Origin of the sequence: Fretibacterium fastidiosum (assembly GCF_000210715.1) — a bacterium.
Lineage (GTDB): Bacteria > Synergistota > Synergistia > Synergistales > Aminobacteriaceae > Fretibacterium > Fretibacterium fastidiosum.
This window is the reverse complement of the sequence record NC_021038.1, coordinates 2,412,772-2,426,072: the sequence shown is the minus strand read 5'-3', so window position 1 is coordinate 2,426,072 and position 13,301 is coordinate 2,412,772. Positions and strand designations below refer to the sequence as shown.

Sequence of the window (13,301 nt, the reverse complement as noted above, 5' to 3'; positions counted from 1 at the left end):
GGGAGAAGATTGGGCCGGCCCCCGCAGGGGGGCGGGCGATTAAGGGGGAATCCCATTGAACGTCAGCTTTTGGGGCGCGGCCGGCGAGGTGACGGGCTCGTGCTATTGCCTTGAGACGGCCGGCCGTCGCATCCTTGTGGATTGCGGCATCCATCAGGGGGAGGACGAGGACCTCAAGAACGCGGAGCCCCTCCCCGTCGCCCCGGGGGAAATCGAGGCGATCCTCCTGACCCACGCGCACATGGACCACTCCGGGCGCATCCCCTGGCTGGTGAAGAACGGCTTCAAGGGGCCGATCTACACCACCGGCGCCACGGCTCAACTGGTGGATATCCTGTGGCACGACTCGGCGCGCCTGATGGCGGAAGAGGCGGAGTGGAAGACCCGCAAGGCCCTGCGCCGCGGACTGCCCGCCGTCCTTCCCCTCTACGGGGACGACGAGGCGGAGGCTGCCCTGAAGTGCCTGCGGCCGCTGGAGTGGGAGGAGACGCTGGAGGTGCTTCCCGGAGTCTCCGCCACCTTCAGGGACGCGGGGCACATCCTGGGCAGTTCGTCCATTCTGCTGGACCTGAGCGAGGAGGGGAAGTCCGCGCGCGTCGTCTTCAGCGGGGACCTGGGGCAGCAGCGGGCGGCTATCGACGGCACGCCCTCCATCTTCAGGGAGGCGGATTACGTCCTGATCGAATCGACCTACGGCGACCGTCTCCACAAGGACGACCAGGCGTCGCGGGCGGAGTTCCGCGAGGCCGTCCTGACGGCGCTCAGGGACAGGGGGAAGGTGCTGATCCCCAGCTTCGTCGTCGATCGCGCACAGCGGATCCTCTTCGAGCTCTCCCTGATGCAGATCGAGGGGGTGCTGCCCGAGGTCCCCATCTTCCTGGACTCCCCCATGGGCGTGCGGGCGACGGACCTCTACCGGTCCCACGTCGGGACCCTGTCCGACGAGGTGCGGAGGTACGCGGCCTCCGGGGTGGACGTCTTCGCCCCCAGGGGCTTTCAGAGCGTCTCCACCCCGGACGAGTCCCGAAGCATCAACAACGTCCCCTTTTGCATCGTGATCGCGGGCAGCGGGATGTGTTCGGGCGGGCGCATCATCCACCACATCAAGCACAGCGCATGGAACCCCAAAAACCACATCATCTTCGTCGGGTATCAGGCCTACGGCACGCTGGGTCGCCGCATCGTGGAGGGAGAGCCCCAGGTGCGCATCGGCGGGGAGGACGTCGCCGTGCGGGCCAGGGTCCACACCATCGGAGGCTTCTCCGCGCACGCGGACCGCGACGACCTCCTGGCCTGGGCCGGCAACTTCAGGACGAACCCGCTCTTCTTCGTGACCCACGGCGAGGCGAAGTCCTCCCGGGCCCTTTCCGTCTCCCTGCAGGAGGCGGGGCGGCGCGCCATCGTCCCCGGCCTGGGGCAGGAGTTCGCCCTCGAGCCGAACGCCCTGGCGCGGAAGGTGGCGCAGCCCTCGGCCAAGCCTGCGGCCGAGAGGACGCTGCACGCCATCGACGACCTTGCGCTTCTCGTGGAGCAGCTGCGGCGCAGCTCCGGCGCCCTCGGCGACTCGGAGGAGGCGATGCACTACCTGGCCGCGTCCCGCGCCCTGCTGGAGATGGCGGCTCACAGGATGAAGGGCGCTTCCTGAAGGAGAGGTGCCCCCTGCCTCCCCGGCGATCGGTCCGGCGCGGCGCCAGGCGGCGTTCTCCCGAACGCCGCCATTTTTTCGTTTATGTTTTATAATAAAAAGGAGCACAGGCCTGGGGGTTCCGCGCATATTTCGCCGCGGCGCGGTCCTCGCGGGCTTTTACGTCTTGAGGATTGAGAGGGCGGGTTTGATGTCATGCAACGCTTTTGACGTGTTGAAGGCGCGCGGGTACTTCGAGTGGTGCACCTCGGAGGATCGCCTGCGGGAGGTCATGCAGTCCGAGATGGTCACCGCGTACGTAGGGTTTGACCCAACGGCGGACAGCCTGCACGTGGGACACCTCATCCCCCTGATGGCGCTGGGATGGCTTCAGCGGGCGGGGCATCGGCCCATCGCCCTTGCGGGAGGCGGGACCGGCCTGATCGGCGACCCGTCGGGCAAGAGCAAGGAGCGCAACCTGATCACGCTGGAGGCCGTCCAGAGGAACGTCGAGGGGGTGCGCAAGCAGCTGGCGCACTTCCTCGACTTCGACTGCGGGAAGAACTCGGCGCTCCTGCTGAACAACTACGACTGGCTCTCCAGGATGACGTTCCTCGACGTCCTGCACGACGTGGGGAAGTACTTCTCCGTCAACAACCTCATCGCCAGAGAGTACATCAAGAGCCGGCTCGAGGACCCGGAGAAGGGGATATCCTACACGGAGTTCTCCTACGTGCTCCTGCAGGCCATCGACTTCAAGCACCTCCACGATCACTACGGCTGCAAGCTGCAGATGGGGGGAAACGACCAGCAGGGGAACCTGCTGGCGGGGACGGAGTACATCCGCAAGACGAGTGGCGGCGAGGTCTTCGGCCTGACTCAGCCCCTGTTGCTCACGGCGTCGGGCACGAAGTTCGGCAAGACGGAAGCGGGAGCGGTGTGGCTCGACGCGGAGCGCACGTCGCCCTACCAGTTCTATCAGTTCTGGGTGAACGCGGACGACCGGGACGTGGAGCGGCTGCTGAAGCTCTACACGTTCCTGCCCCTGGAGGACGTTCGTCTGCTGATGGAGGAGCACGCCGCCCACCCGGAGCGCCGCGTGGCCCAACGCCGCCTGGCGACGGAGGTCACCCAGAGAGTGCACGGCGCTGCGGCCGCGGAGAGCGTCGCGAAGGTCAGCGCCGTCCTGTTCGACCCGGATGTGGACCTGTCGGGCCTGTCCGAGGAAACCTGCCTAGCCCTGAAGCGTGAGGCTCCCTGCAGCGAGGCGAAGCTCTCCATGCCCGCGGGGGTCCTGGACGTCCTCACGGCCTGCAGCGCCTGCGCCAGCAGGGGAGAGGCCAAGCGCGCCGTGCGCCAGGGCGGCGTCTCGATCAACGGCGTGCGCGTGGCGGACGAGGGGGCCTCCATCGACGCCGACCAGCTGCGCTACGGGCGCTACCTCTTCGTGCGCGTCGGACGCAAGAAGTTCTACGTGCTCTCGGTCGTCCGCTGACGCGGCAGGCGGTCGACTGACGCAGAAGCGAAGGCTTGGTGGCGCCGACGCCCCTGGCGTGACGGGGCGTCGATCGCCTTACGAGTTCGGTCTTCAGGAAGCGCTGTCGGGCACTTTTCGTTTGGCGGTTGCCCATTCGTTCAGCGGTTTTCGCGAACGAATGGGCGTTTCCCGAATCGTTTTGTCCGGAGGAGATGCGGATGATCCCCTGTGTCTGGTACGTTTCAAAAACGGTGGATGTCTGGCGGCGAGCGCTGATCGGCCGCATGGCGGAGTCGCTGAGGTCGCGGGGGGTCCCCCTCTCCCTTTACGTCGATGGGAGCGTCGCCGGGATCGACGCGCGGGACGTCTCCGCCTGGAGCGCCCTGACCGGCCTTGAGCGCGCGAGCCGCATCCTCTTCTCCGGACGGGCGCTCTGGCACCTCTGGGGGGACGCTCCGGCATGGTGGCGGATCGTCCGGCTGCGCGCACGCGCGGTCCACACGTCCTTCGATGAGAAGACGTCCTGGTGCGGATACCCCTCCCGCCTCTTTCCGGACCGGGCCAGGGACGGTGAATCGCTGATCCTGCCCGCCTTCGACTTTCGCATCTCCGGCGTGGACGACGAGGGCCCTCTGCCCGTCGTGTGCCTGGGAGACGCCGCTGGTCAGGGCCTCGAGGACGCCCTGAGCGGCAACGAGCATCCGGTGGTCGGGACGGACGACCTCTCCCCGGATGCCCCCACGGCGCGAAGCGGCGTCTTCATCGCAGGGCCGCAGCCGTTTGACGCGCTGAGGGCGGCCTCCCTCACCATGCAGGGACTGGTCGCCGCGGCGATCGAGTCCCCGCACCTGAACGCCCTCCTGGGGAGCGAGGGGTATGTCCGCGCGGCGGAGGACACGGAAGAGGCTTGGAGGCTCGCGCTGGAAGCGGCCCTCTCGGAGCGGGGGAGGGCCGTGGCCGTCTCCGCGCGGCACTTCATCAAGGCGCGCTGTTCCCCCGAACGGAGTGCGGATTCCCTCGTCGCCCTTTACTCCAGCGCCCTGGGAGGGTCGGTCCTCCCATGAGCGCTGCGGCGTGTGCGGTCAGAGCCTTTCAGGCCGTCGCCGACGCCGGATGGCGCGGGCGCATGGTCTACGGGGTCCTCTATGGACTCCTGAAGCTCGTCCAGCCGCGCCGCGAGAGGATCGACGCCAACCTGCGCCTCGTCTGGCCCGAGAGGGACGCGGCCTGGCGCAGGGCCTTCAGAGCGCGGGTCTATCAAAATCTGGCCTGGACCGTCACCGAGGTCCTGGCCCTGCAGCGGGACCCCGGCCAGGCGTCCTCGTGGATATCCGGCGTCGAGGGGCGCTCCATCCTGGACGAGCTGGCGGAAGGAGGGCAGGGCGCCATCCTCCTGACGGGGCACTTCGGAAACTGGGAGCTCCTGGGGACGTGGTACGCCCAGGTCCTCAAGGCGAAGGGTCGGCAGCTTTACGCCGTCTTTCAGGAAATCCACGACCGCGACCTGTCCGGGGTCCTGAAGGGGTTTCGGGAGAGGGGCGGCATCTCCGTCCTGCCGAAGGAGATGTCCGTCCTCGAGATGGCGCACCGGCTGCGGGCCGGCGCCCACATTGCGATCCTGGCGGACGTCTCGTGGCTCGAGGGCGCCCTGACGCTGCCCTTTATGGGGCACGAGTGCACCAACTCTCCAGGGCCTGCGATCCTCGCCATGCTGGCGTCGGTCCCCATCGTCCCCCTGGGCATCTACCGTCGGGGGCCCTTTGAGCACGGCGTGCGCGTCTTCCCGCCCCTCTCGATCCCTGGTCAGGGGAGCCGGGCGGAGCGGATCGGGGGAGGGACCCTCGCGATCAACCGCGCCCTCGAGGCGATCATCGCCCCGAGGCCCGAACTGTGGTTTTGGCTGCACGACCGCTGGAAATCCCGCCCGCTATCGCGGCAGACGGTCGTGAAAGACGGTGCCGCCGAAAAAAGTCCTGTATGTCCTGTATAATGATGGATAAGGAGAGCAGGCCCTTCAGGCTCTCCCCGATTTTGTCCTCACGACGGCTTTGTGGCGAGAGACAGATTGAAGGGACCCGGGGCGGAGGAGAAGAGGATCATGTTGCTTCGCAAGGAGTTTAAATTTGAGGCGGCTCACAATCTTGTGCGGTATCATGGGAAGTGCGAACGGCTGCACGGCCATACGTATCGCCTTGCCGTGCTCCTCGAGGGGACACCGGACGGCGAGGGGATGATCATGGATTTCTGCGAGCTCTCCTCCATCGTCAAGGAGCGGGTGATCGCGGTCCTGGACCACAGTTACCTCAACGACACCATCCCCCAGCCGACGGCCGAGAACATCGCCCTGTGGACCTGGAAGCGGATCGAGGCGTCCCTTCAGCGCCCGAACTGCCGCCTCTTTGAGGTGCGGGTCTGGGAGACCGCGTCGAACGGCGTCGTCCTGAGGGCCTCCGACCCCGTTTTGACGGAGGAAGGGGAGAGACGCCCATGAAGGACGTTCAGATGGAAGCTGACCTGCGGGAGATCCAGATCGACCGGGTGGGGGTGAGCAACGTCAGCTACCCCATCGTCGTCATGTCCCGGCAGGATAAGACGCAGGACACGGTGGCCTCCGTCTCCATGAGCGTCCTCCTGCCCCATCAGTACCGGGGGACGCACATGAGCCGCTTTATCGAGGCCCTTGAGGACTGTTGCGGCAGGATATCCCCCGTCACGCTGGAGGCCGTCACAAAGCGCTTGTGCGACAGGCTGGACGCCCCCGAAGCCTCGATTCGTTTTGAGTTCCCCTACTTCATCCGGCGCAGGGCCCCCGTTTCGGGCATCGAGAGCTTCATGCGCTACGAGGCCAATTTGGAGGGTATTTTCAGCGTCGGAAAGTTTGACATGGTCACGGGCGTGGGCGTCCACGTGCAGACGCTCTGTCCCTGTTCCCGGGCGATCTCGAAGTACGGAGCCCACAACCAGCGCGCCTTCGTCGCGATCAAGGTCCGCTGCACGCACTTCATGTGGTTCGAGGAATTGATCGCGATGGCGGAGGAAGCGGCCTCCAGCCCGCTCTACACGCTCCTGAAGCGGGAGGACGAGAAGCACGTTACGGAGCGGGCCTATGAGAATCCCCGCTTCGTGGAGGACGTCGTGAGGGACCTCGCCGTTGCGCTGAACCGGGAGCCTCGGGTGTCGTGGTATTCCGTCTCCATCACGAGCGCCGAGAGCATCCACAACCACGACGCCTTCGCCGAGGTCACGCGGGACAAGGGGAAGCCCGCTCCGCCCGACGGGGAACGCGGTCAGCGATGACCCGGAGGGGAGACGAGTTCCTCAGCCGACTGATTTACTACGTCCTCTTTCTGCTGATCCTGCTGGCGGCGATCCGGATATACTTCTCCTGGCTCGACAGCTACAGGTTGTCCCATCCTCAGATCATCGAGGCGTTTGCCGCAGGCTACGTCGAGGAACAGCCCCTCGAGGGTATCCTGTTGTGGGACGAGCAGCCGGTCTTCGCGCCGCAGGACGGGGTGTTCACCTACCCCTCGCCGTTGCCGCGCCGGGTCGCGAAGGGCGAGATGTTGGCGGCCCTGGACGGGGTCGCGATTCGTGCGCCGTACCCCGCCTACTTCTATCCGGCCCTGGACGGACAGGAGGGGCATTGGTTCTATTCAAAGCTGTGGCCGGACTTCGCCCCCTTTCCGTTTTTCAGGCCCGCCGTCCTTCTGGAGAACGGCACTCAGCTTCGCAAGGGGGCGCCCATCGGCAAGCTGGTCCCCCAGCCGCAGACGCTGCGCTGCATCGCCTACCTGGACGGCACGCCGTCCCTCCTGCGCAGCCTGCGCATGCGGAAAGCCGCCATCCGCATCAAGACGGAGCCGGAGGGCAAGGAAAGGAAGGCGGAGGTGGTGTCCTTCAAGACGATGGGGCAGAAGGTCAAGGTTTGCTTGAGGCTGCCGTTCTTTCCTCCGGAGGCGCTGCGTTCCCGATCCTTCTCCGCCCGCGTGGTCGCGGGAGATCAACAGGGGGTCATGGTCCCCGACAGCACCGTGATCACGAAGGACGGTCGAAACGTGATCTTCCTCCTTCAGGGGAACAGGGTCCTTTCGCGTGACGTCGAGGGCTTCCCGGCGGGCATGGGGCACTTCTTCATCGTGCGGGGCGTGATGCCGGGGAACAAGCTGATTCTGGATGCCGACACCATTCAGGAGAGCATCGTGAGGATTTGGTAGGGGGGATTTGCTGATGGGGCTTAAGGAGCACGCGGCAGCCATCCGGGAGCGTGTGGCGCGCACGGCGGCCCTCGCGGGACGGAAACCCTCGGACGTCCTCCTGGTGGGAGTGACGAAGACCAGGAGCGTTCAGGAGATGCAGGAGGTCGCCTCCCTTGTCGATGCGATCGGCGAGAACAAGGTCCAAGAGGCGCAGGTGAAGCGAGAGGCGTGGGGGGATCATCCAACGCCCCCCTGGCGGCTGATCGGGCACCTGCAGAACAACAAGGCGCGCCGCGCCGTGGAACTGTTTGACGCCGTCGACTCCCTGGACTCGATCCCCCTGGCGGAGCGCCTGGACCGCATCGCGGGGGAGCTGTCCCGCCGCCTGTCGGTGCTGATCGAGGTGAACACGGCGAAGGAGGCCAGCAAGACGGGGATGGCGCCCGAGGCGTTCCCCGCCCTTCTGGATCGCGTACTGACCCTGCCCAACCTCAAGTTGGAGGGACTGATGACCATCGGTCCGTTGACGGACGACGAGGTGCGCGTCCGCCAGGCCTTCGCCGAATTAAGAGGGATGGCGGAGGACGCCAGAGGGCGATGCGGCCTTCCCTTGCCCGTGCTCTCGATGGGAATGAGCGGCGACTTTGAGTGGGGGATTCTGGAGGGGAGCACCATGGTGAGGATTGGCACGGCCCTTTTTGGCCCTCGCGAGTACAAGATGCTGTAGTCCATGGTATATTAAGGGGCAGGTTTTATCCTGTTCTTTATAAGGAGGAACGGACGGGTGCTTAGGAGGTTAATGCAGGTCCTCGGGTTTTACGGCGACGATGACTACGTCGATGAGCCCGATGACTACGAGGTCGAGGAACAGAGGACGGCAACCAAAAGACCGAAGGCGAGGCGACGGGACGAACCCCATCTCTTATCCGCTCCAAGGCTTGTCTTCTTTAAGGGTGTGCCGTCGGAGAGCATAAAGCTGAGGCTCAGGGATGCCCTCCTGAACGGGATCATGGTCCTCCTGGACCTTCACGAGCTGGACCCCAGAGAATTTGAGGAGGAGGGACGTCCGTTCATCAACTTTATGGGGGGGGTTGCGTTTGCCCATAAAGGCCGCATGGAGTACATTGAACCCGCTTTGTACCTGGTGACGCCACACGAGGGAATGTTCGAGGAATGGGTTGAGGAGGAGCCGCTAAATGATGGAACTTTTGACCGCCAAGGACGTTGAGGTCAAGGCCTTTAAGAAAGTTTCCTTCGGGGGATACGCGGTTCAGGAGGTCGAGGACTTCCTGAATCAGGTCGCGGACGACTTTGAGACCTACGCGATGCGTCTGAACGAGCGCGAAAACCGGATACGCGAGCTTGAGGAGTACGTCAAAAAGCAGGAGTCCATGACGGACATGATCAAGGACGCCCTCATTCAAGCGCGCAAGGGCGCCAAGGAGATGGAGGAGCAGGCTCGCGCTCAGACGGAGCAGATCCTGGCGGACGCGCGGGTCGAGGCGGAGAAGTATCTCTCGGAAGCCAACTCCAAGGTCGAGGAGATCACCTCTCAGGCGGATACGACGATCTCGAACGCGGAGAAGACGGCCGCTGAGATCGTCGCGGAGGCGAACGCCAAATCCAGGGAGATCACCTCTCAAGCGGATACGACGATCTCGAACGCGGAGAAGACGGCCGCCGACATCGTCGCGAAGGCGAACGCCAAATCCAGGGAGATCGACTCTCAAAGCCACATGCAGCTGGACGAGGCGGAAAAGACCGCTGCCGAGATCATCGCGAAGGCTAAGGCCTCTGCGGCCGGCATCCTGCAGGAGGCTCAGGACATGCGCCTCGAGACCGAGAAGCGTTGGGCCGACCTGGAACAGGACCTCTCCCATCGCAAGAAGGAGGCCTCGGAGCAGATCGAACAGACCCTGGCGTCAGCCCGCTCCGAGGCAAAACGCCTCGTGGAGGACGCCTCGAAAGAGGTGGAGAACTACAACAACCGTCTGTGTTTCCTAAACCTCAGGAAACAGCAGTTTCTCAAGGATACCGTGGCCCTCCTCCTCGATTTCGGTAAGACGATCGACAAGGCCCAGCAGGAGTTCGAGGTGGAGATGATGAACGAGGAGGAGAAGACCTCGGTTAAAACCGAAGCGGAGCCGCCCGTCGAGTCGGGGCGTCAGGACGCTTCCTCGTCCCGATTACTCGACCACTTCCGCAGAAACTTCCTGGAGGGGAAGTCCGATGCCCCTGAGAGTGGGGAGCCTTAGTTTCAATCTATCGTACATTTCGTTGTTTTCGCGCGGCGTGTTGTCGGGTACGCCCTCGCTGCCGTTTACGATTTGGAAATGGTGAGGCCCTTTTTCTGACGAATGGCCCCTGTGGTCGGACACCAGCGATCCCGGCTTCAGGGGCCGATCTTTTGATGAGCGTACCGTTCCACAGGCACACAAGCACAGAGGGGGGGCAGGTGACGGCTCGTGAGCGCAGTGCGAGGTTCCCCAGAGGGGCTGACGTCCCCCATACGCTACCTCAAGGGGGTGGGGGCAAGGGTTGCGGAGCTGCTTGCCCGGCTTGGCGTTCACACCGTCGAGGACATCCTCTATTTCTTTCCACGGCGCTACGAGGACCGAAGGGGCCTCGTGCCGTTCCGCGAACTTCGCATCGGCACGACGGCTTCCGCGGTGGCGGAGGTCCGCGCCGTGTCGTCCTCCGCCAGCCGTTTCGGGGGCCCCGCCTCCGCAGTCCTGGACGACGGCTCCGCCTCGATTCGGGCCGTTTGGTTCAACCCTCATGCTGCACGATCTCTCAAGCCTGGAATGCAATTGGCCCTCTACGGGAGGGTGGAGTACTACAACGGCGTGCAGCTCACCAATCCGGAGTTTGAGGTTCTCGAGGCCGGTCAGCCCCCTGAGCTGGTGGGGCACATCGTCCCCGTCTATCCCACCGCCGCCTTTTTAACGCAGAAGCGCCTGCGCCGCCTGGTGGATACGGCCCTTGAGGAGTACGGCGGCAGCCTTGACGACTTCCTGCCCCGGAGGATTCGCGAGCGCCACGGGATGAAGGGCCTCACAGCCGCCCTCCAGGAGCTGCACCATCCATCGGATCCGGAGAGCTGGCTGAGGGCGCGCAACCGTCTGGCCTTTGACGAGCTCTTCCTCCTGCAGACGGGCCTCGCGATGCGGCACGCGGCGGACGCAGCGCTTCCGGAGCGCTCTCTGAGCCTCGCCCCCGGCCAGAAGTTTCACACGTTCGAACGCTCCCTTCCCTTTTCATTGACCCCCGCCCAGCAGCGGGTGATCGGCGAGATCTTCCGCGACCTGGGAAGCTCGATCCCCATGAATCGCCTCCTTCAGGGGGACGTGGGCTCTGGAAAAACTCTGGTCGCGGTGGCTGCGATCCTGGCGGCCGTGGACTCGGGCGCGCAGGCCGTCCTGATGGCTCCAACCGAGGTGCTGGCGCAGCAGCACGACATCCGGATCGGGAAGATGCTGGAATCCCTCGGCGTCAAAACAGCCCTCCTGACGGGAACCCTTCATGCCCCGGAGCGCCGTGCCCTGCTTCAGGCGCTTGGAGCGGGGGAGGTTCATCTCCTGATTGGGACCCACGCCGTCTTTACGGACGAGGTGAACTTCCTGAAGCTGGGTTTGACCGTGGTTGACGAACAGCACCGCTTTGGTGTACGGCAGAAGAACGCCCTGATCGCCAAGGGAGTTTCGCCGCACGTCCTGGTGATGACCGCCACGCCCATTCCACGGACCCTGGTCCTCTCCGTCTACGGTGACCTTGCCGTCTCCACCCTGGACGAGCTGCCTCCGGGGCGTCAACCCGTCGAGACCCTGCACATGAGGACGACGGATGAAGTGGACCTCTTTCGGCTCATCGAAGGTCGAATTCAGGCAGGACAGCAGGTCTACTGGGTGTGCCCGCTGATCGACGACGAGGAGGGGCAGGGCCTTGACAGCGTGACGTCCCGCTGCCAACGCCTCACGAGCGCCCTCCCCGGTGCGCGCATCGGCGTGCTGCACGGACGGCTGCCCATTGAGGAGAAGACGTCGGTCATGCAGGACTTCGTCCAACGAAGGCTCGACCTCCTGGTGGCGACCGTCATCATTGAGGTGGGGCTGGACATCCCCGAAGCCTCAATGATGGTGATCTCGGACGCCGGACAGTTCGGGCTGGCCCAGCTTCACCAGCTGCGGGGCCGCATCGGGCGGGGAACGGCGAAGGGCCTGTGCGTCCTCCTCGAAGGGGAAACGACGACGCCGGAGGGCCGTGAACGCATTGAAACCATGCTCTCCACGTCGGACGGCTTTGCCATCGCGGAGGCGGACCTGCAGCAGCGGGGGCCGGGCGAGGTGTGTGGCGTACACCAGCACGGCGTCACGGACTTTCGGGTGGCGAACCTCTTAAAGGACCAGAAGCTCCTGGAGTTGGCCAGGCTGGAATCCCGCCAGCTGCTGGCCGCGGACCCGGAACTGACGGGGGAGCCCCTGCTTCGCAGCGAATTGAAAAGGCGGCTGGGCGCGAGCCTGGATCTGGCCGGAACGGCGTAGGGCACCTTGAAGGGAGAGGTCGCAAGGATGAAGATGACAGAGAGCCTGTCCATGGACCAGCAACGGGAACGGTTTTTCAGTTTCCTGCTGAATCACCCCAACACCGTCGCCGGCGCGCGGGATCGGCTGAGGCGAAAGGGGCTGGACGAGGATGCGGCGGAGGCGCTCGTGAAGGAGGCCCTGGAGATGGCGCTTCTGGACGACGCCCTGTACGCACAGCTCTTTGCGGAGGGCCACGACTCGTGGGGGAAGAAGCGCATCGCCCTTGAGCTTCGCCGTCGCGGCGTCTCCGCAGAGGACGCTGAAACGGCGCTCGCAGACGTCGACGAGGGGCCCCGCGCCAAGGCACTTGCCGACTCGTGGGCACGAAGCGGACTGGAGGAGCGAAAGGTCCTGGCGCGCTTGTACCGCAGGGGGTTCAGCTCCGCCACGGTCGGCGCCCTTTCGCGAGGCGAAAGGGACGTCTCCTGGTGATCGTTAAAATATTATAGGACATTTATGGACAAGGAGAAGAAGTGAAGTGCGCACCGTAGACTTTCACGTACACGTCTATCCGCCCGAGGTCATCCGCGACGCTGAACTGATCTCGAAGCACGAGCCCTACTTCGACCGGCTGATTCACAGCAAGGTCCACCGTTGGGGGACCATCGACGACCTGCTTGCCCGCATGGAGGAGGAGGGGGTCGACCGCGCTGTGATCGGAGGGTTTGCCTTCAAGGACCTGGAGCTCTGCAAGCTCTGCAACAACTACGTCCTGAGCGGCATCCGGCGGCACCCGGACAAGCTGAGCGGCCTCTGCCTCGTACCGCCTCTGACCCGCGGTGCCTCGGAGGAGATTTTGCGTTGCGCGGAGGCCGGTGCGATCGGGGTAGGGGAGCTCTTTCCCGAGGGACAGAACGTCGATATCTCTGACCAGGAACAGACATGGCGCCTGGCTGGGGTCCTGCACGAAGCGAACCTGTGCGTGCTGTGGCATACGGCCGAGCCCGTGGGACACGGGTATGCGGGCAAGGGAAGCGTCGGCCCGAAGGAGGCCGCGGCGTTCTGCATTCACCATCCAGAGGTGAAGACGATCTTCGCTCACCTTGGGGGCGGGCTGTGGCTCTACGAGCTGATGCCCGAGATGCGGCTCTACCTGTCCAATGCGTGGTACGACCTGGCCGCCCTGCCATGGCTCTACGAGGGCGCGGTTCTGAAGGCGATCCAAAGCGCAGGCGTCCTCGACAAGTTCCTGTTCGGCACGGACTTTCCCATCCTGCGCTCTCAACGCTACGAGAAGAGCTTCGCCGCGTCTGGCCTGACCGAGGCGGAGCGGGAGCACCTTCTCCGGTCCAACGCTCTGAGGCTGCTTCAGTCCCTGAAGAAGTAGCCAAAAAAGGCCTCCCGATCTTCGAGAGGCCGCGGGATGAGGTCCTTGAGGGTTGAGGTCCTTTGTTTTGTTTTTTAATAATGTCCTATAA

13 protein-coding genes are annotated in these 13,301 nt (G+C 64.6%); all 13 read left to right on the top strand.

The features are described from left to right. Positions 1-55: 55 nt before the first annotated feature. Complete coding sequence (locus SY1_RS10905; protein ID WP_208873795.1) at positions 56-1,645, top strand: MBL fold metallo-hydrolase; 1,590 nt, start codon at positions 56-58, stop codon at positions 1,643-1,645. Between the two features lie 190 nt (positions 1,646-1,835). Then, positions 1,836-3,119 (top strand): tyrosine--tRNA ligase, encoded by a 1,284-nt coding sequence (gene tyrS, locus SY1_RS10900; RefSeq protein ID WP_015557049.1) that lies wholly within the window; start codon positions 1,836-1,838, stop codon positions 3,117-3,119. Positions 3,120-3,319: 200 nt separating this feature from the next. Further along, positions 3,320-4,165, top strand: coding sequence for a hypothetical protein (locus tag SY1_RS10895; RefSeq protein ID WP_015557048.1), 846 nt, complete (start codon positions 3,320-3,322; stop codon positions 4,163-4,165). Next, the gene (locus SY1_RS10890) at positions 4,162-5,091 is read left to right on the top strand and encodes a lysophospholipid acyltransferase family protein (RefSeq protein ID WP_015557047.1); all 930 of its coding nucleotides are present in this window, start codon (positions 4,162-4,164) and stop codon (positions 5,089-5,091) included. Before SY1_RS10895 ends, SY1_RS10890 begins: the two co-directional genes overlap by 4 nt. 108 nt (positions 5,092-5,199) lie before the next feature. Continuing rightward, positions 5,200-5,592, top strand: a complete 393-nt coding sequence (gene queD, locus SY1_RS10885) for a 6-carboxytetrahydropterin synthase QueD (protein WP_208873794.1) — start codon at positions 5,200-5,202, stop codon at positions 5,590-5,592. Continuing rightward, the gene (folE2, locus tag SY1_RS10880) at positions 5,589-6,398 is read left to right on the top strand and encodes a GTP cyclohydrolase FolE2 (protein WP_015557046.1); all 810 of its coding nucleotides are present in this window, start codon (positions 5,589-5,591) and stop codon (positions 6,396-6,398) included. Before queD ends, folE2 begins: the two co-directional genes overlap by 4 nt. Then, complete coding sequence (locus SY1_RS10875) at positions 6,395-7,318, top strand: hypothetical protein (protein WP_015557045.1); 924 nt, start codon at positions 6,395-6,397, stop codon at positions 7,316-7,318. The genes folE2 and SY1_RS10875 overlap by 4 nt, the downstream gene beginning before the upstream one ends. Before the next feature lie 13 nt (positions 7,319-7,331). Continuing rightward, entirely contained in the window at positions 7,332-8,027 is a 696-nt protein-coding gene (locus tag SY1_RS10870; protein WP_015557044.1) for a YggS family pyridoxal phosphate-dependent enzyme, read from the top strand. Between the two features lie 57 nt (positions 8,028-8,084). Beyond that, a complete protein-coding gene (gene sepF / locus SY1_RS10865) occupies positions 8,085-8,528 on the top strand; it encodes a cell division protein SepF (protein WP_208873793.1) in 444 nt (147 codons plus the stop codon). Then, positions 8,497-9,555, top strand: coding sequence for a DivIVA domain-containing protein (locus SY1_RS10860; protein ID WP_015557043.1), 1,059 nt, complete (start codon positions 8,497-8,499; stop codon positions 9,553-9,555). The genes sepF and SY1_RS10860 overlap by 32 nt, the downstream gene beginning before the upstream one ends. 210 nt (positions 9,556-9,765) lie before the next feature. Beyond that, positions 9,766-11,841, top strand: a complete 2,076-nt coding sequence (gene recG / locus SY1_RS10855) for an ATP-dependent DNA helicase RecG (protein ID WP_243440677.1) — start codon at positions 9,766-9,768, stop codon at positions 11,839-11,841. 27 nt (positions 11,842-11,868) lie between these two features. Beyond that, a complete protein-coding gene (locus SY1_RS10850) occupies positions 11,869-12,315 on the top strand; it encodes a regulatory protein RecX (protein WP_015557042.1) in 447 nt (148 codons plus the stop codon). A gap of 46 nt (positions 12,316-12,361) precedes the next feature. Continuing rightward, a complete protein-coding gene (locus SY1_RS10845) occupies positions 12,362-13,210 on the top strand; it encodes an amidohydrolase family protein (protein ID WP_208873792.1) in 849 nt (282 codons plus the stop codon). Positions 13,211-13,301: the final 91 nt, after the last annotated feature.